General features: G+C 55.4%; 16 protein-coding genes and 3 tRNA genes. 18 read left to right on the top strand and 1 reads right to left on the bottom strand.

Translation table 11 applies throughout. The features are described from left to right. Position 1 precedes the first annotated feature (1 nt). From astD to GM154_RS12010, 14 genes are all read left to right on the top strand, one after another. Positions 2–1,465, top strand: coding sequence for a succinylglutamate-semialdehyde dehydrogenase (astD, locus tag GM154_RS12075; RefSeq protein ID WP_219652367.1), 1,464 nt, complete (start codon positions 2–4; stop codon positions 1,463–1,465). Continuing rightward, positions 1,462–2,808: an N-succinylarginine dihydrolase gene (gene astB, locus GM154_RS12070; RefSeq protein WP_219652366.1), complete on the top strand. Its 1,347-nt coding sequence runs from the start codon at positions 1,462–1,464 to the stop codon at positions 2,806–2,808. Before astD ends, astB begins: the two co-directional genes overlap by 4 nt. A gap of 8 nt (positions 2,809–2,816) precedes the next feature. Beyond that, positions 2,817–3,101: a GTPase gene (locus GM154_RS12065; protein ID WP_219652365.1), complete on the top strand. Its 285-nt coding sequence runs from the start codon at positions 2,817–2,819 to the stop codon at positions 3,099–3,101. A 28-nt stretch (positions 3,102–3,129) separates the two neighbouring features. Then, positions 3,130–4,149, top strand: a complete 1,020-nt coding sequence (gene astE, locus GM154_RS12060) for a succinylglutamate desuccinylase (RefSeq protein WP_219652364.1) — start codon at positions 3,130–3,132, stop codon at positions 4,147–4,149. Between the two features lie 55 nt (positions 4,150–4,204). Next, complete coding sequence (gene ltaE, locus GM154_RS12055; protein ID WP_219652363.1) at positions 4,205–5,209, top strand: low-specificity L-threonine aldolase; 1,005 nt, start codon at positions 4,205–4,207, stop codon at positions 5,207–5,209. Positions 5,210–5,329: 120 nt separating this feature from the next. After that, positions 5,330–7,954 carry an alanine--tRNA ligase gene (alaS, locus tag GM154_RS12050; protein ID WP_219652362.1) on the top strand — a complete coding sequence of 875 codons (2,625 nt, stop codon included), beginning with the start codon at positions 5,330–5,332 and terminating at the stop codon, positions 7,952–7,954. Between the two features lie 97 nt (positions 7,955–8,051). Then, positions 8,052–9,287 (top strand): aspartate kinase, encoded by a 1,236-nt coding sequence (locus tag GM154_RS12045; protein WP_010794954.1) that lies wholly within the window; start codon positions 8,052–8,054, stop codon positions 9,285–9,287. A gap of 165 nt (positions 9,288–9,452) precedes the next feature. Next, a complete protein-coding gene (gene csrA / locus GM154_RS12040) occupies positions 9,453–9,638 on the top strand; it encodes a carbon storage regulator CsrA (protein WP_010794953.1) in 186 nt (61 codons plus the stop codon). Between the two features lie 59 nt (positions 9,639–9,697). Next, a tRNA-Ser gene (locus tag GM154_RS12035) sits at positions 9,698–9,788 on the top strand. A 108-nt stretch (positions 9,789–9,896) separates the two neighbouring features. Then, positions 9,897–9,973: transfer RNA gene (locus GM154_RS12030), tRNA-Arg, on the top strand. Positions 9,974–10,041: 68 nt separating this feature from the next. After that, a tRNA-Arg gene (locus GM154_RS12025) sits at positions 10,042–10,118 on the top strand. Between the two features lie 82 nt (positions 10,119–10,200). Beyond that, complete coding sequence (locus GM154_RS12020; RefSeq protein ID WP_019365431.1) at positions 10,201–10,638, top strand: thioesterase family protein; 438 nt, start codon at positions 10,201–10,203, stop codon at positions 10,636–10,638. A gap of 17 nt (positions 10,639–10,655) precedes the next feature. Then, on the top strand, positions 10,656–11,621 hold the full coding sequence (locus GM154_RS12015; protein ID WP_219652361.1) for a tRNA-dihydrouridine synthase: 966 nt from the start codon (positions 10,656–10,658) through the stop codon (positions 11,619–11,621). A 129-nt stretch (positions 11,622–11,750) separates the two neighbouring features. Next, positions 11,751–12,221 (top strand): Hsp20 family protein, encoded by a 471-nt coding sequence (locus GM154_RS12010; protein ID WP_219652360.1) that lies wholly within the window; start codon positions 11,751–11,753, stop codon positions 12,219–12,221. Positions 12,222–12,277: 56 nt separating this feature from the next. On the opposite strand, the gene GM154_RS12005 is transcribed toward GM154_RS12010, so the two are convergent. Then, positions 12,278–13,150 (bottom strand): LysR family transcriptional regulator, encoded by an 873-nt coding sequence (locus GM154_RS12005; protein ID WP_125888274.1) that lies wholly within the window; start codon positions 13,148–13,150, stop codon positions 12,278–12,280. A 124-nt stretch (positions 13,151–13,274) separates the two neighbouring features. Here GM154_RS12005 and leuC point away from each other — a divergent pair, with 124 nt between their 5' ends. From leuC to leuB, 4 genes are read left to right on the top strand one after another with little or no spacing between them, the layout of a single operon-like run. Beyond that, positions 13,275–14,699: a 3-isopropylmalate dehydratase large subunit gene (gene leuC, locus GM154_RS12000; protein WP_219652359.1), complete on the top strand. Its 1,425-nt coding sequence runs from the start codon at positions 13,275–13,277 to the stop codon at positions 14,697–14,699. A 10-nt stretch (positions 14,700–14,709) separates the two neighbouring features. Then, positions 14,710–15,354: a 3-isopropylmalate dehydratase small subunit gene (gene leuD / locus GM154_RS11995; protein ID WP_010794947.1), complete on the top strand. Its 645-nt coding sequence runs from the start codon at positions 14,710–14,712 to the stop codon at positions 15,352–15,354. A gap of 10 nt (positions 15,355–15,364) precedes the next feature. Next, positions 15,365–16,129, top strand: coding sequence for a class I SAM-dependent methyltransferase (locus tag GM154_RS11990; protein ID WP_219652358.1), 765 nt, complete (start codon positions 15,365–15,367; stop codon positions 16,127–16,129). 54 nt (positions 16,130–16,183) lie between these two features. Further along, on the top strand, positions 16,184–17,266 hold the full coding sequence (leuB, locus tag GM154_RS11985) for a 3-isopropylmalate dehydrogenase (RefSeq protein WP_010794945.1): 1,083 nt from the start codon (positions 16,184–16,186) through the stop codon (positions 17,264–17,266). The last annotated feature ends 26 nt before the right edge of the window (positions 17,267–17,292 follow it).

Here is a 17,292-nt window from a genome sequence, read left to right as displayed (position 1 = left end):
CATGAGTACGCATTACATTGGCGGTCAATGGCTGGCTGGCGAAGGCGCCGAATTCACTTCGCTCAACCCTGTCGGGCAAGCCGTGATCTGGCGTGGAAACGAAGCCTCTGACAAGCAGGTATCGGACGCTATAGCCGCTGCTCGCGCCGCTTTTCCTGCATGGGCTCGCAAGCCGCTGGACGAGCGTATCAAGGTGCTCGAAGCCTTTGCAGCAACACTTAAGACGCGTAGTCAGGAACTGGCCAATACCATTGGTGTGGAAACCGGCAAGCCTCTTTGGGAAGCTGCGACAGAAGTCACCAGTATGATGAACAAGGTGGCCATCTCGGTTCAGGCCTACCATGAGCGCACGGGTGAAAAGGCGGGCGTCTTGGGCGAGGCTAAAACGCGGCTACGACACAAGCCCCATGGTGTTGTTGCGGTATTTGGTCCTTATAACTTCCCAGGCCACTTACCCAACGGGCATATCGTGCCGGCTTTGCTGGCAGGAAATACTGTTGTTTTCAAGCCCAGTGAGATGACGCCTGCTGTCGCCGAGCTGACGGTCAAGTGCTGGATCGAGGCGGGGTTACCGGAAGGCGTACTCAACCTGGTGCAAGGGGCTCGCGCTACTGGTGTTGCCTTGGCTGCGCAGCCTGACCTCGATGGGCTGTTCTTTACGGGGTCAAGCCGGACGGGCGCCTTGCTCCATCAACAGTTTGCCGGTGCCCCCCACAAGATCCTGGCGCTTGAAATGGGAGGGAATAATCCGCTGGTGGTCGACACGGTCGATCAGATCGATGCAGCGGTCTACACGATTGTACAGTCTGCCTTCATTTCGGCCGGGCAACGCTGCACTTGTGCACGCCGTCTGTTAGTACCGAATACGGAGCAGGGCGACATCATTCTGGAGCGTGTGGTACAGGCAGCGGCCAGGCTGCAAGTAGGACGGTTTGATGAGGAGCCGGCTCCTTTCCTGGGGGCTGTTATCTCTCTGGACGCTGCCCGCCAGCTACTTGAAGCGCAAGAGCGTTTCCTGGCCAAGGGTGCAGTGCCACTGCTGACCATGACTCAGCCTCATGCTGAGAGCGCTTTGCTCACGCCTGGCATTCTGGATGTGACCAGCGTTGCCGATCGCCCTGACGAGGAGTTCTTCGGGCCGTTGCTGCAAGTCATTCGCTATGAGAGCTTCGACGAAGCTGTACGCGAGGCTAACACTACCCGCTTTGGCCTGGCGGCAGGCTTGCTCTCGTCATCCAGCGCGAGGTACGAACAATTCCTGATCGAGTCGCGCGCGGGCATTGTCAATTGGAACAGGCCTTTGACAGGTGCTGCCAGCAGTGCTCCCTTTGGCGGTATAGGCGCTTCCGGCAATCATCGTCCCAGCGCTTATTATGCGGCGGACTACTGCGCTTATCCGGTCGCCTCGCTGGAAGCCGACACGCTTGATTTACCGGCAACACTGTTGCCTGGAGTCCATCTATGAACGCTTATGAAGTCAATTTTGACGGATTGGTCGGCCCGACCCATAACTATGGTGGGCTTTCCTATGGAAACGTAGCCTCTCAAAGCAATGGGCAACTCACTTCGAATCCTCGCGAAGCCGCTCGCCAGGGGCTGGCCAAAATGAAAGCGTTGATGGAGCTCGGCTTCAAACAGGGCGTATTCGCGCCTCAGGAGCGTCCCCACGTTGCTGCGTTGCGCCAGCTGGGCTTCACCGGGACAGATGCTCAGGTCATAGAGCGCGCCGCCAGGGAAGCCTTGCCGCTGCTTGCCTCGGTCAGCTCTGCTTCTTCAATGTGGACGGCCAATGCCGCTACCATCAGTCCTAGCGCAGATACGGCAGATGGACGGGTGCACTTCACGGCAGCCAACCTGAACAGTAAGTTTCATCGTAGCATCGAGCACCCTACGACCAGCCGTGTACTGGCAGCCATGTTTCGTGATGAAACGCATTTTGCGCATCATGCGGCCTTGCCGGCCGTAAACCAGTTTGGTGATGAAGGGGCTGCCAACCACACGCGTTTCTGCCGCGACTATGACGAGGCTGGCGTAGAGTTCTTCGTGTTTGGTCGGAGTGCTTTCGACAACCGCTACCCGGCGCCGCAGCGTTATCCGGCGCGTCAAACCCTGGAAGCCTCCCAGGCCATAGCGCGGCTGCATGGACTGACGGAAGAGGGTGTGGTCTATGCTCAGCAGAATCCTGAAGTCATCGACCAGGGGGTCTTCCATAATGACGTGATCGCGGTGGGCAATGCTGAAGTATTGTTCTATCACGAGGATGCTTTCCTCGAAAGCGATCGCGTGCTCAAGGAGTTGACCGACAAGCTGGCTCGACGTGGCGGGACGCTGCGCGCCGTATGCGTACCCCGTAGTCAGGTAAGCGTCAATGACGCGGTACGGTCTTACCTGTTCAATAGCCAATTGCTGCTCAAGCCGGATGGCCAGACACTACTGATCGTGCCTGAAGAGTGCCGCCAGAATGCTCAGGTGTGGACATATCTGGATCAGCTCGTCAAAAGTGATGGGCCTATCCGCGAGGTCAAGGTATTCGACCTCAAACAGAGCATGCAGAATGGTGGGGGGCCAGCCTGTCTACGGCTACGTGTAGCGCTGAAGCAGACAGAGCTTGAAGCTGTCAATCCTGGTGTGCTGATGACGTCCGAGCTCTATACACGACTGGTAACCTGGGTAGATACTCACTACCGGGATCGCCTTAACGTATCTGATCTGGCTGATCCGCAGCTACTACTCGAGTGCCGAACAGCCCTGGATGAGCTTACACAAATCTTGAAGCTGGGTTCGGTTTATCCATTCCAGATCGATTGAGTACAAACATGATCGAAAGCTTGTCCCTTATTCTCGAAGACACCCAAGGCGAGCGCCGCGAAGCGCGAGCTGCCCGCGTTGCCGTTCAAATCAATGGCCGTGACCTCTGGCTGGAGCCAGACGGACAGGGTGGGCTTACGATCTATGCCGAGTCCTTTGAAGATGAGGCTGAGACCCCGGTACTGGGGTTACGCCCGCAGGCAGTGAACCAGTTTGGACTGGCGCTCAGTCTGGAGCCGGTCGAAGAGGACCATGAGCATGGTCCAGATTGTGGTTGTGGGCATGGTCACTGACTAACACTACTTGCCAGCCAGGATCATCATGACGGAACAGTACGGTCTTTCTCTGGGCAAACTGCTTGAACTCACACTGGCTGGCCGAGAGCCAGCCGAAAAAATCCAGGTTACCTCCAGCGGTATTCGCTTGCAGTGGTTGAATGAGGGCGCCTTGCTCGTCAAGCCGGCCAACGGAACGGATGCAGGAGTCGACCTCCTGCTTTCAGCCGGTATTCACGGCAACGAGACAGCACCTATCGAAATGCTGGATCGGCTGCTCAAACGCATTGCGAGAGGTGAGATAAAGCCTCGTGTTCGCATTCTCTTTCTTCTGGGTAATCCCGAAGCCATGCGGCGCAATGTTCGCTTTGTCGAGCAGGATATGAATCGCCTGTTCAACGGTAAACATGTGCTGACGTCAGGATTCGAAGCTCAGCGGGCCGATCAGCTGGAGCGCTTGGTCGCACAGTTTTTCAGCGAGCCGGACAGAGCTCGACTGCATTACGATCTGCATACGGCAATCCGTGGTTCGGCCATTGAGCGTTTTGCGCTGTATCCCTGGAGCGAGGGGCGAGAGCACTCGCAGGCCGAGATGGCCAGGCTCGAAGCCGCCGGTATTGACGCTGTGCTATTGCAGAGCAAGCCTGGTATCACCTTCAGCGCTTACAGCTACGCGGCCCATCAGGCTGAAGCCTTTACGCTTGAGTTGGGAAAGGCTCGTCCATTCGGTCAGAATGCCGGCGTCGATGTTAGTCAGCTCGAGTCCCGACTTAAGGCTATCATTGAGCAGTGCGAGCCCGAGTTGACGCAAACACTGGAGCGGCTAAAGGTGTTTCACGTATCGCGAGAAATCATCAAGCAGAGTGAAGCGTTTCGCCTGCATCTGGCTGACGATGTCGCGAATTTCAGTCCACTGCCCGAAGGCTATCTGCTTGCAGAGGATGGCTCTCAAAAGTGGATAGTCACTGAAACGGACGCCAGGATCATCTTTCCAAATCCCAACGTAAGACCCGGTCTGCGCGCAGGGATTTTGATCGTTCCAACCAAAGCTTTAGACAATTCGTGATTTTCGAGGCGGCTTTGCATTAGCATCGGGATTTTCTCTTTCCGGAGCTGTTTGCATGAGCCTCATCGATTTGAGAAGTGATACCGTCACCCAGCCTACGCCAGCGATGCGCGACATCATGGCGAAGGCTGAGGTGGGGGACGACGTCTACGGTGAGGACCCTACCGTTCTCAAGTTGCAGCATTATCTGGCAGATGAGCTGGGTTTCGAGGCTGGTTTGTTTGTGCCGAGTGGGACCATGAGCAACCTGATGGGGCTGATGGGGCACTGCGAGCGAGGTGATGAATACCTGGTAGGGCAGCTGGCGCATACCTATAAATATGAAGGCGGTGGGGCCGCTGTTCTGGGCTCGATCCAGCCACAGCCAGTCGAGATGGAGGCTGACGGAAGCCTGGATCTGGATCGCGTAGCGTCCTACATCAAGCCCAGGGATTTTCATTTTGCACGTACCCGCCTTCTGGCGCTGGAAAACACCATGCACGGCAAGGTGCTTCCCCTGAGCTATCTTGCTGATGCACGCCGCTTTACCCACGAGCATGAATTGGCACTCCATCTGGATGGCGCCCGTCTCTACAATGCGGTCGTCAAGCTGGGCGTTCCACCAAAAGACATTACGTGTCACTTCGACTCTGTATCGGTGTGCCTCTCAAAAGGTCTTGGCGCGCCAGTAGGATCAGTTCTGTGTGGCAGCCAGGGATTGATCGATAAGGCCATTCGCTGGCGTAAGGTCGTTGGCGGCGGCATGCGCCAGGCGGGCGTCCTGGCGGCAGCAGGACTTTACGCGCTTCAGCACAACGTGACCCGACTGGCAGAAGACCATGCCAACGCAGCTCGCCTCGCTGAAGGACTTGAAAAGCTGGGCTACACTGTCGAGCCGGTGCAGACCAATATGGTTTACCTTGCCGCGGGCGACAAGGCTCCCAAACTCGCTTCTTTTCTGCGAGAAAGAGGCATTGTAGTCAGCCCGGCCGCACGGTTAAGGTTGGTGACGCATCTGGATGTGTCCAGCGCAAACATTGAAACCGTGCTGGAGGCATTCGCCGCCTATCGCAAGGCCTGAATCTACTTGAATCAAATAGGCAACGCCTATATCGCAAATTGACGACAGCCGGCGCTCCGTCCCGATATACTGCAAGACTTTGCTGGCGCGCTGTAGCCCTGTATCTGTCTGGAAGAATTTATGAAAAGCGCAGAAATCCGTGAAGCCTTCCTCCGCTTCTTTGAAGAGAAGGGGCACACTCGAGTGGCCTCAAGTTCGCTGATCCCCGCGAACGACCCAACCCTGCTGTTCACCAATGCAGGCATGAACCAGTTCAAGGACTGTTTCCTCGGCCTTGAAAAGCGCACCTATACTCGTGCGACCAGCAGTCAGAAATGCGTACGTGCCGGCGGTAAACATAACGACCTGGAAAACGTCGGCTATACAGCACGTCACCACACCTTTTTCGAGATGCTGGGTAACTTCAGCTTTGGCGACTATTTCAAGCGTGACGCCATCAGTTATGCGTGGGAATTCCTGACCTCACCCAAGTGGCTGGGTCTGCCGCAGGAAAAGCTCTGGGTTACCGTCTACGCCACCGACGATGAAGCCTACGACATTTGGACCAAGGACGTTGGCGTGCCTGCCGAGCGCATGGTTCGTATCGGTGATAACAAGGGCGCTCCTTACGCCTCGGATAATTTCTGGGCAATGGGCGACACAGGTCCCTGCGGCCCTTGCACAGAAATCTTCTTCGACCATGGTGAAGGCATCTGGGGCGGTCCACCCGGCTCGCCAGAAGAAGACGGTGATCGTTATATCGAGATCTGGAACAACGTATTCATGCAGTTCAACCGTACGGCTGACGGGGTTCTTCACCCGTTGCCGGCGCCCAGTGTGGATACGGGGATGGGGCTTGAGCGTATCAGTGCCGTTCTGCAGCACGTTCACTCCAACTACGAAATTGATCTATTCAGGAATCTTTTGGCGGCTTCTGCGCAGGCAATCGGCTGCGCCAATGATGACGCGCCTTCGCTCAAGGTTGTAGCCGACCACATTCGCTCCTGCGGCTTCCTGATTGCCGATGGTGTACTGCCTTCCAACGAAGGTCGCGGCTATGTACTACGTCGTATCGTCCGTCGTGCCTGCCGTCACGGTAATAAGCTCGGCGCCAAGGGTACGTTCTTTCACAAGATCGTGGCGGCCCTGGTGGCTGAAATGGGCGAGGCCTTCCCTGAGCTAAAGGATCAGCAGGCACATATCGAGCGCGTTCTACGTACCGAGGAAGAGCAATTTGCCAAAACCTTGGAGCAGGGCCTCAAGATTCTGGAGCAGGATCTGGCTGGCCTTGAAGGCGACGTGATCCCGGGTGATGTGGTGTTCAAGCTGTATGACACCTACGGCTTCCCCGTTGATTTAACAAACGACATCGCACGTGAGCGCAACCTGACCCTGGATGAGGAAGGGTTTGAGCGTGAAATGGAGGCTCAGCGTGAGCGAGCCCGCTCGGCCAGCTCGTTTGGTGTGGACTACAACAGTCTGGTCAAAGTCGAGGGCGAGACGCTCTTCACGGGTTATGACAGTCACGCCGGTAGTGGCAAGATCGTTGCGCTGTTCAAGGCAGGCAGTCCGGTGCCTCAACTGGTTGAAGGTGACGAGGGTGTCGTGGTGCTTGATCAGACACCTTTCTACGCCGAGTCGGGCGGTCAGGTGGGTGACAGCGGTTATCTGTTCGCTGACGGCCAGCGTTTCGATGTGCGTGACACTACTAAGGCAGGCGGTGCGTTCCTGCATCATGGCCTGGTTGCCGCTGGTACGCTCAAGGTAGGCGAGACACTGGAAACACAAGTCGACGCCTCTGTGCGCCAGGCTACGGCACTTAACCACTCGGCGACTCACCTTCTGCATGCCGCACTGCGTCAGGTACTGGGCGATCACGTCCAGCAAAAGGGCTCCCTGGTTGATAGTCAGCGTCTGCGGTTCGACTTTAGTCACTTCGAGGCTATCAAACCTGAACAGCTCAAGGAGCTGGAAGAAATCGTCAATACCGAGGTTCGCCGGAACACGACGGTTCAAATCGAGCTAATGGACATCGAAAGCGCCAAGCGCAAAGGGGCCATGGCGCTGTTCGGTGAGAAGTATGGCGATACCGTGCGCGTACTGACTATGGGTGACGGCTTCTCCATTGAACTCTGTGGCGGCACTCACGTTGCCCGCACCGGTGATATTGGTGTGTTCAAGATCATCAGTGAAGGCGGTGTGGCATCGGGTGTACGCCGTATCGAGGCGGTAACTGGTGCTGGTGCGCTGGCGTACCTGAACAAGGCGGAAGAGCAGCTCAAGGAAGCGGCAGGCCTGCTCAAAGGCAGTCGTGAAAATGTTCTCGATAAGCTCTCCGGTGTGCTTGAACGTAACCGTCAGCTAGAAAAGGAACTTGAGCAGCTCAAGGCCAAGGCTGCCAGCGCAGCTGGTAATGACCTGGCGGGATCTGCCGTCGAGATCAAGGGCGTTAAGGTGCTGGCTGCTCGCCTTGATGGGCTGGATAGCAAAGCGCTGATGGCTATGGTCGATCAGCTCAAGAACAAGCTGGGCTCTGCCGTGATTCTGCTGGGTGGCGAGCAAGACGGTAAGGTCGTGCTGGTCGCGGGCGTGACCCAGGATCTGACCGGTCGACTAAAGGCGGGCGATCTGATGAGGCAGGCTGCTGCGCATGTGGGCGGGAAGGGTGGTGGTCGCCCTGATATGGCTCAGGGTGGCGGTACCGATCCGGCTGCGCTGGAAGGCGCACTTGAGTTGGCCCGCAGCTTTGCCGAAGCGGGATTGTGATTGAATAAGCGATGGGGCTCGCATCGCGCTCTGTGAGCCCTTGGCAGGTGTATACCTGAATTGTTAAATGAGCGCCCTCGCGTTAGGCAGCAATCAAATGGCATTGATCGTACAGAAGTTCGGCGGCACCTCGGTGGGTACTGTCGAGCGCATCGAACAGGTGGCCGAAAAGGTCAAGAAGTTTCGCGAAGCCGGTGACGATATCGTAGTAGTGGTTTCTGCCATGAGTGGCGAGACCAATCGTCTGATCGACCTGGCTAAGCAAATCATGCCGCAGCCAAACCCGCGCGAGTTGGATGTAATGGTGTCAACAGGTGAGCAGGTGACCATCGCCATGCTTGCCATGGCATTGACCAAGCGGGGTGTTCCGGCCGTGTCCTTCACCGGTGGACAAGTCCGGATCCTGACCGATAGCGCTTTTACCAAAGCGCGTATCGTCAGCATTGACGAACATCGTATCCGTGCCGAACTCAAGGCAGGGCGAGTCGTGGTTGTGGCAGGTTTCCAAGGCGTGGATGAGCAGGGCAATATCACTACCTTGGGCCGGGGCGGCTCTGACACCACGGGTGTCGCGCTTGCAGCTGCGCTCAAGGCAGATGAATGCCAGATCTATACCGATGTGGACGGTGTGTATACCACTGATCCGCGCGTAGTGCCTCATGCACGTCGTCTTGAAAAGATCACCTTCGAGGAGATGCTGGAAATGGCCAGTCTCGGCTCGAAGGTTCTGCAGATTCGCTCGGTTGAGTTTGCAGGCAAATACAACGTGCCTCTGCGCGTACTTCATAGTTTTAAAGAGGGTCCAGGCACCCTAATTACTCTTGATGACGAGGAATCCATGGAACAGCCGATCATCTCCGGCATCGCCTTTAATCGTGACGAAGCCAAGCTGACCATCCGCGGTGTTCCAGACACCCCGGGCGTTGCATTCAAGATCCTGGGTCCCATCAGTGCGGCCAATATTGAGGTCGACATGATCGTGCAGAATGTTTCGCACGATAACACCACGGACTTCACGTTTACGGTACACCGTAACGACTACCAGAATGCGCTTGAAATCCTAAAGCAGACGGCAGCGACCATCGGCGCACGTGAGGCAACCGGTGATACCAAGATCGCCAAGGTATCAATCGTTGGGGTGGGTATGCGTTCTCATGCCGGGGTGGCGAGTCAAATGTTCGAAGCGTTGGCCAAGGAAAGTATCAACATACAGATGATTTCGACGTCTGAGATCAAGGTGTCGGTCGTTATCGAAGAGAAATACCTGGAATTGGCTGTACGTGCTCTTCACACGGCTTTCGAACTCGATGCACCTGCTCGGGTAAGCGAATAGCCAATCTCTCTGGAGGGCGTTTTTGGATGCCTTCCATCGATTTGATCATGCCGCCGGAACTTTCTTTCTGGCGGTATTGGTCAATAGATCAGTAAGGATCGCGGGTTCCCGGAATTGATCCTGATTTTTTTGCAGACTGTGGTCCTGAACGAAAGGAGAAAAGGAATGCTTATTCTAACTCGACGGGTTGGAGAAACCCTTATGGTAGGTGATGAAGTGACCGTAACGGTCTTGGGAGTTAAGGGAAATCAGGTGCGCATTGGGGTGAATGCTCCTAAAGAAGTGGCGGTTCACCGTGAGGAAATCTACCAGCGAATTCAAAAGGAAAAGGACCAAGAACCTAACATCTGATTTTTATTTAACTTTTTGCTTGCATACGGGAAAAAATCGCGTATATTACGCCCCGTCGCGGTGAGGTGGCCGAGAGGCCGAAGGCGCTCCCCTGCTAAGGGAGTACACCTCAAAAGGGTGTCGAGGGTTCGAATCCCTCCCTCACCGCCATTTACGTTACAGGCTCCGGGAAAAGCGATTCAGAGTTCTATCCCTCTGATTCTATTAAGAAATTCGCTTGACTCAAAAAGATATGAGCCTATAATGTGCACCCTCAGCGCGCTCGTAGCTCAGCTGGATAGAGTACTCGGCTACGAACCGAGCGGTCAGAGGTTCGAATCCTCTCGAGCGCGCCATTTTGAAGGGTGTTTAAAAAACACCCGGTTTTACCAGTGGTGGTCTGGATATAAAAGCACCAAGTTGCGCGCTCGTAGCTCAGCTGGATAGAGTACTCGGCTACGAACCGAGCGGTCAGAGGTTCGAATCCTCTCGAGCGCGCCATACCCCAAAGGGCTTGCAGAAATGCAAGCCCTTTGTTTTTGTGCCCTGAAAAACTTACGCAGACATGTTCCGGCGAGGCTATATGAACTGGGAACTTGAAAATCCGTTCGTCATATCGTTGCAGGTATCAATGACTGACATCGATGCGCTTGGGCATGCCAATAATGCTGTTTACGTCGCCTGGCTAGAACAGTGTGCCTGGCAGCATTCAAGTAGCTTAGGACTTGGTGTTGACGAGTTTCACCGGTTGGACCGCGCCATGGCGGTAGTTCGGCACGAGATCGACTATCTCGCAAGTGCTTTCGAAGGTGATCAGTTGCTGCTGGGAACATGGCTGACTGATTGGGACAGGCGGCTACGTATGACACGTCGTTTTCAACTGATGCGCCCGTCCGATGGTATGACCTTGCTGCGTGCAGTCACGACTTTCGTATGTATAGAGCTCTCTTCAGGTAAGCCGCGGCGTATGCCTGAGGCTTTCATTCAGGGTTACGGTCAGGCGCTGCCTGATTCGCTTTAAGTGTTCCAGAGGTCTACATGCAAATCGCTTTGGCGCCCATGGAGGGGCTGGTTGATGAGATTCTGCGCGATCTGCTGACGCAGGTAGGTGGCATCGACTGGTGTGTCACGGAGTTTATTCGCATTACCAACCGGCTATTGCCTCTAGCAACGTATGAAAAATACGCTCCGGAGTTGGCAAGCGGCTCGATGACGCGAGCGGGAGTACCCATGCGAGTCCAGTTCCTAGGGTCGGATCCTGTCTGTCTGGCAGAGAATGCGGCGTACGCCTGTACGCTGGGTGCTCCGGCCATTGATCTGAATTTTGGTTGTCCTGCCAAGACTGTTAACAACTCCAAGGGCGGTGCCATTCTCCTTAACGAGCCAGAGCTGTTGCACTCGATTGTCTCGCATGTTCGTCGTGCCGTGCCTTCGTCTATCCCGGTGACAGCCAAGATGCGGTTGGGCTATGACAGCCCTGAAGGCGCGCTGGAGTGCGCTCAAGCGTTGGTTTCTGGCGGGGCGCAACAGTTGGTTGTGCATGCCCGTACCAAAAAAGATGGCTATAAACCGCCAGCTCACTGGGAGTGGATTGCCAGGGTTGCGGAAGTCGTCGACGTTCCTGTACTGGCTAATGGCGAGATCTGGACGCTGGAGGATTACTGGCGGTGCCGTGAGGTGTGCGGTATCGCAGAGGTCATGTTGGGGCGTGGATTGGTTTCCCGGCCTGATCTGGCGAGGCAGATAGCGGCCGGCGTCAAGGGTGAGCATGTTGAGCCTATGCAGTGGGAAGAGCTGTTCGCGCTGCTACAGATTTTCTGGCTTAAAGCGCGTCAGAAGATGGCGCCACGCTATGCGCCGGGACGTTTCAAGCAGTGGTTAGGTATGCTTTCCCGTAATTATGAGGAGGCGTTGACGTTGTTTGGCGAAATACGCCGTGAGATAGAATGCGAGCGGATCGATACGCTGCTTGGCTTGCAGTCCTCAATTCCTTCGGTTGCATAGTCCAGTTCAGTTACCGTTCATCGGGTGTGCTACTTGAAAAAAAGTGAGAGGGTTCCTATATGGAATCCTGCAGGGCGCCGAAGCCGGGCCCTGCGTTGAAACTTGCTGATGACTCAGGAGATTCCCTATATGAACACTGCATTCTCTCTTGCTCCCTTGTTCCGCCATTCCGTTGGATTCGACCGCTTCAATGACCTGTTCGAATCCGCGCTGCGCAACGAGTCGGGCAGCTCCTACCCACCCTATAACGTAGAAAAGCATGGCGACGATCGCTATCGCATCGTGATTGCGGCTGCCGGCCTTGCCGAAGACGACCTTGAGCTTGAAGTAGAGCGGGGCGTGTTGACCGTGAAGAGCGGCCGCCGTGAGAAGAGCGCCGACAGCGTGACCTATTTGCACCAGGGCATCGCCCAGCGTGCCTTCAAGCTGTCCTTCCGCCTGGCTGATCACATTGAGGTGAAGGGCGCGAGCTTGAAGAATGGCTTGCTCAACATCGATCTGGTACGTGAAGTACCGGAAGAGGCCAAGCCCAAGCGCATCGCTATCAATGGCCACTTGAGTGCCGACGAAAAGCCTGCGCTGGAAGGTCAGAGTGCCTAAGTACAGCGGCCATCAAACAGTAGAAAAGGGGGCGCCATGTGCGGCCCCTTTTTTATTCATGCGTGGAAATCGCTCAATAGCTTCATAAAGGCCTTGGCTGCATTGGAATGCGTTCGTTCTGTATGAGCAATGTAGCCCAGGCGGCGTTTGAGGTGTATTCCAGGCAAGGGGAGACTCACGACCTGTTCATCAAGCATTGTCCGTGGAAGAACGCTCCAGGCAATGCCGATGGAGACCATCATTTTAATGGTCTCCAGATAATTTGTGCTCATTGCAATGTTAGGGGTGAGCTGCTGCGCCTCGAACAAGCCCCGCACGATGTGATGGGTAAAGGTATTTCCGCCTGGGAAAACGGCGGGGTGCGCAGCAACGTCAGCCAGACTGATTTGCTCTGACATGGCCAGGGGGTGCTCAGGCGCTGCGACAAAATCGAGTGGGTCATCCCAGACAGGTGAGGCCTGGATAAGCGGCGATGCTTCTGGCGCCAAGGTGATAATGCCAAGCTCCACACGCCCCTGTAGCACTTCCTCATATGCCGCTTCTGAGTCAAGAAAGCGAATATCCAGAGAAACTTTTGGGTATAGGCGTGTAAAGGTCCTGAGTACCGGCGGTAGCCGATGTAATCCGATGTGATGACTAGTGGCTAAAATTAGTTTGCCGGCAATTTCTCCATTGAGATTGGCCAGTGCTCTTCGCGTGTCAGCCAAGGCGTCTTTTACTTGGTAGGCCCTGGGCAAAAGCGCTCGGCCTGATTCGGTTAGGCTGATTTCCCGCCCAATACGATCGAAGAGACGTGTTTCCAATTGCTGTTCAAGGCTGGCAATTCGTTTGCTGACGGCAGGTTGTGTCAAATGCAGCCGTTCGCCTGCCTCGGAAAAACTTCCACTCTCAGCAACTGCTATAAACGCATTGAGGTTATTCAGATCCAAAAGATGGATTCCTGATGGTTATGCGGATCATGAAAATTATGAATTTGTTTTATGAGAGCATCAAGCGTTAGGATCACCTTACAAGCCCTAAGGGCATAGAAACACGCCGATGAGGACGTTAGTGATGGCTGGCAAGACCCTTTACGACAAGCTCTGGGATATGCACTTGGTCAAGCAGCGCGATGATGGTTCGGCACTGCTGTACATTGATCGTCATATCATTCATGAGGTGACCTCACCTCAGGCATTCGAAGGCCTGCGGTTGGCTGGGCGCAAGCCTTGGCGTCTAGGCGCCAATCTGGCAACGCCAGACCACAACGTGCCAACCACGCCGGATCGTAAGGAAGGTATTGCTTCCATCAAGGATGAGACGTCTCGCATTCAGGTTCGTACGCTCGACGAAAACTGCGATGACTTCGGTATTACTCAATTCAAGATGAATGACGTGCGCCAGGGCATTGTGCATGTCATAGGCCCAGAGCAGGGCGCTATCCTGCCTGGCATGACCGTGGTATGTGGTGACTCCCATACGTCCACCAATGGTGCGCTTGGTGCCTTGGCTCATGGTATCGGGACGTCCGAGGTTGAGCACGTGCTTGCGACCCAGTGCCTGGTCGCGAAGAAAATGAAAAACATGTTGGTACGCGTCGAGGGTGAATTACCTTTCGGCGTAACCGCCAAAGACATCATTCTGGCTGTGATCGGCAAGATCGGTACGGCGGGAGGTAATGGGCACGCTATCGAGTTTGCAGGCAGTGCCATTCGCGCCTTGTCGATGGAAGGCCGAATGACAATCTGCAACATGTCAATTGAGGCGGGCGCACGCGTAGGCATGGTGGCGGTCGATCAGACCACGATCGATTACGTAAAAGGACGCCCTTTTGCCCCTGCGCCCGAGTATTGGGAGCAAGCCGTAGCAGTATGGCGCGGGCTGGTCTCTGATGAAGATGCTGTCTTTGATACCGTCATCGAATTGGACGCGACCAAGATCAAGCCTCAGGTTAGCTGGGGGACTTCCCCTGAAATGGTGGTTGCGGTAGACCAAGCCGTTCCTGATCCGGCCCAGGAGCGAGACGCCGTGAAGCGTGGCTCTATTGAGCGCGCATTGAAATACATGGGATTGCAGGCCAGTCAGCCTATTACTGATATCCGTCTGGATCGAGTATTCATTGGCTCCTGTACCAACTCTCGCATTGAAGACCTTCGCGCCGCGGCGGCTGTCGCCAAAGGCCGTAAGGTGGCGAGTTCCATCAAGCAGGCGCTGGTGGTGCCTGGGTCTGGCCTGGTAAAGGCCCAGGCTGAAAAGGAAGGTCTGGATAAGGTCTTTATCGACGCAGGTTTCGAATGGCGTGAGCCGGGCTGCTCAATGTGCCTGGCAATGAACGCGGATCGCCTTGAAAGCGGTGAGCACTGCGCATCCACATCCAACCGCAACTTCGAAGGGCGTCAGGGTGCCGGTGGTCGTACGCATCTGGTAAGTCCCGCCATGGCCGCTGCGGCAGCGATTGCAGGGCATTTCGTTGACGTTCGTGAACTCGGCCGCGTTTAAGGAGTATCTCATGCAGGCATTTACTCAGCATACAGGCGTGGTTGCTCCACTGGATCGCGCCAATGTCGATACGGATCAGATCATCCCTAAGCAGTTTCTGAAATCTATCAAGCGGACCGGCTTTGGCCCCAACCTGTTTGATGAGTGGCGTTATCTGGATGTAGGGCAACCTGGGCAGGACAATAGCCAGCGTCCACTCAATCCGGATTTCGTGCTTAATCAGTCCCGTTACCAGGGAGCCAGCATTCTCCTGGCGCGGGAAAATTTCGGATGTGGATCATCCCGTGAACACGCGCCTTGGGCGCTGGATGGATACGGCTTTCGCGCTGTGATTGCTCCGAGCTTTGCTGACATCTTTTTCAACAACAGTTTCAAGAACGGTTTATTACCAATCGTCCTGCCAGAGCAGGAAGTGAGTGAACTCTTTGCTCAGGTTGAGTCGACAGAAGGGTATACCCTTGAAATCGATTTGGCCTCGCAGGTTGTGAAACGTCCTGATGGCAAAGCCATTCCCTTCGAAATCGACGCGTTCCGCAAGCACTGTTTGCTTAATGGGTTGGATGACATTGGTCTGACCCTGCAGGATGCGGATGCCGTCAGGGCATTCGAAAAGACATACCAACAGGCCAATCCCTGGTTGTTTCAAAACGCATGAGGTAGGCAACATGGCTGGTGATCACGAACAAATTGTCCAATCCCAATTCGGTACGATGGCTGAGTCGTACCTGGGGAGTAACGTCCATGCTCAAGGCTCTGAACTGCAGGAGATGCGGGAGCAGGTAGCCAAACGCGAGCAGGCAAAGGTTCTGGATCTAGGGTGTGGGGCCGGCCATGTCAGCTACAACATTGCGCCTGTGGCGGGCTCGGTGGTGGCATTGGATCTGTCAGAAGAGATGCTAGCCATCGTCAAGCGTACGGCCAATGAGCGTGGCATCGACAATATCAGTGTGCAACCCGGGATGGCTGAGCGTCTGCCGTTTGGGGATGCCAGCTTTGATTTCGTTCTTAGTCGGTATTCCGCGCATCATTGGCGTGACATCGGCTCAGCCCTGAGCGAGGTGCGGCGTGTGCTGCGTTTCAATGGTCAGGCTGCGTTTGTGGATGTCATCTCGCCTGCCAACCCCCGTCTTGATACCTATCTTCAGACCGTAGAAATCCTGCGTGATAACAGTCACGTCAGAGACTACTCCATGGCTGAGTGGCTCCAGATGCTGGGTGTTGCTCGTCTGGGAGTAACCCGCTGTGTTCGCCAGCGGCTGCGCTTGAGCTTCCTGGAGTGGGCCGAGCGGATGAATACACCTGAGCCCATGCGTCAGGCCATACGCACAGTACAAGGCCGGATTGGCCAGGAAGTCCGTCATTATTTCGAAATTGACAAGGACGGCTCCTTTACCGTCGATGTGATGGTCCTTTGGGCCCAGCCTATATGATCTGGGTGGTGCCCTTGCACCACCTCTACTTTTCCATGGATAAGTGAGATAACAATGAGCAAACAGATCCTCATTCTGCCAGGCGATGGCATTGGCCCTGAAATCATGGCTGAGGCTGTTAAGGTTCTGAATCGCGTCAACGACATGTTCGCATTGGATTTCGAGCTGACCGAAGATGTGATCGGCGGTGCAGCCATCGACAAGCATGGCGTTCCGTTGGCTGATGAGACGCTTGAAAAGGCTCAGGCAGCAGATGCTGTTCTGCTGGGTGCGGTGGGTGGTCCCAAGTGGGACAAGCTTGATCGTGCAATTCGTCCTGAAAAGGGTTTGCTCAAGATTCGTTCTGCGCTAGGTCTGTTTGCCAATCTGCGTCCGGCCATTCTCTATCCGCAATTGGCGGAGGCCTCTACCCTCAAGCCAGAAGTGGTGTCAGGTCTGGACATTCTGATCGTGCGCGAGCTGACCGGCGGGATCTACTTTGGTGGCCCTCGCGGTATCCGCACGCTCGATAACGGTGAGCGTGAGGGTTTTAATACGCTTCCCTACAGCGAAAGCGAAATTCGCCGGATCGCACGTGTCGGTTTTGAAATGGCTCGTGTCCGCGGCAGGAAACTCTGCTCGGTAGACAAGGCTAACGTCATGGAGTCCAGTCAGCTATGGCGAGAGGTTGTGGAAGAGGTCGCCAAGGATTATCCCGATGTCGAGCTGAGTCATATGTATGTCGATAATGCGGCCATGCAGTTGGTGCGCGCGCCCAAGCAGTTCGACGTGATGGTGACGGACAACATGTTTGGCGACATTCTGTCGGATGAGGCCTCAATGCTGACCGGTTCGATTGGCATGTTGCCTTCCGCTTCGCTAGATGCCAACAACAAAGGCATGTACGAGCCCTGTCATGGTTCGGCGCCGGATATCGCCGGACAGGGTATTGCCAACCCGTTGGCTACGATTCTTTCCGTTTCCATGATGCTCCGCTACAGCTTCAACCAATCAAAGGCCGCTGAGGCGATTGAGCAGGCGGTAAGCCGTGTTCTGGACCAGAACTTGCGTACAGGCGATATCTGGTCAGCGGGCTGTCAAAAAGTAGGTACTCGCGAAATGGGCGAGGCAGTAGTCGCGGCGCTCGCAAGTGAGTAATCTGTACGGCCGGCCGGAGCGCTTCC

Source organism: Pseudomonas sp. MAG002Y, assembly GCF_019400845.1.
Taxonomy (GTDB): domain Bacteria; phylum Pseudomonadota; class Gammaproteobacteria; order Pseudomonadales; family Pseudomonadaceae; genus Chryseomonas; species Chryseomonas luteola.
Note: the sequence above shows the minus strand (reverse complement) of the source record. Positions and strands in the feature narration are given on the sequence as shown.

What these genes read in the sequence shown, in the direction of transcription:
- GM154_RS12020 (WP_019365431.1), top strand. Translation starts at nt 10,201, where the DNA reads ATGAACTGGGAACTTGAAAATCCGTTCGTCATATCGTTGCAGGTATCA.
- GM154_RS12015 (WP_219652361.1), top strand. Translation starts at nt 10,656, where the DNA reads ATGCAAATCGCTTTGGCGCCCATGGAGGGGCTGGTTGATGAGATTCTG.
- astE (WP_219652364.1), top strand. Translation starts at nt 3,130, where the DNA reads ATGACGGAACAGTACGGTCTTTCTCTGGGCAAACTGCTTGAACTCACA.
- GM154_RS12065 (WP_219652365.1), top strand. Translation starts at nt 2,817, where the DNA reads ATGATCGAAAGCTTGTCCCTTATTCTCGAAGACACCCAAGGCGAGCGC.
- alaS (WP_219652362.1), top strand. Translation starts at nt 5,330, where the DNA reads ATGAAAAGCGCAGAAATCCGTGAAGCCTTCCTCCGCTTCTTTGAAGAG.
- astB (WP_219652366.1), top strand. Translation starts at nt 1,462, where the DNA reads ATGAACGCTTATGAAGTCAATTTTGACGGATTGGTCGGCCCGACCCAT.
- leuB (WP_010794945.1), top strand. Translation starts at nt 16,184, where the DNA reads ATGAGCAAACAGATCCTCATTCTGCCAGGCGATGGCATTGGCCCTGAA.
- ltaE (WP_219652363.1), top strand. Translation starts at nt 4,205, where the DNA reads ATGAGCCTCATCGATTTGAGAAGTGATACCGTCACCCAGCCTACGCCA.
- astD (WP_219652367.1), top strand. Translation starts at nt 2, where the DNA reads ATGAGTACGCATTACATTGGCGGTCAATGGCTGGCTGGCGAAGGCGCC.
- leuD (WP_010794947.1), top strand. Translation starts at nt 14,710, where the DNA reads ATGCAGGCATTTACTCAGCATACAGGCGTGGTTGCTCCACTGGATCGC.
- leuC (WP_219652359.1), top strand. Translation starts at nt 13,275, where the DNA reads ATGGCTGGCAAGACCCTTTACGACAAGCTCTGGGATATGCACTTGGTC.
- GM154_RS12045 (WP_010794954.1), top strand. Translation starts at nt 8,052, where the DNA reads ATGGCATTGATCGTACAGAAGTTCGGCGGCACCTCGGTGGGTACTGTC.
- csrA (WP_010794953.1), top strand. Translation starts at nt 9,453, where the DNA reads ATGCTTATTCTAACTCGACGGGTTGGAGAAACCCTTATGGTAGGTGAT.
- GM154_RS12010 (WP_219652360.1), top strand. Translation starts at nt 11,751, where the DNA reads ATGAACACTGCATTCTCTCTTGCTCCCTTGTTCCGCCATTCCGTTGGA.
- GM154_RS11990 (WP_219652358.1), top strand. Translation starts at nt 15,365, where the DNA reads ATGGCTGGTGATCACGAACAAATTGTCCAATCCCAATTCGGTACGATG.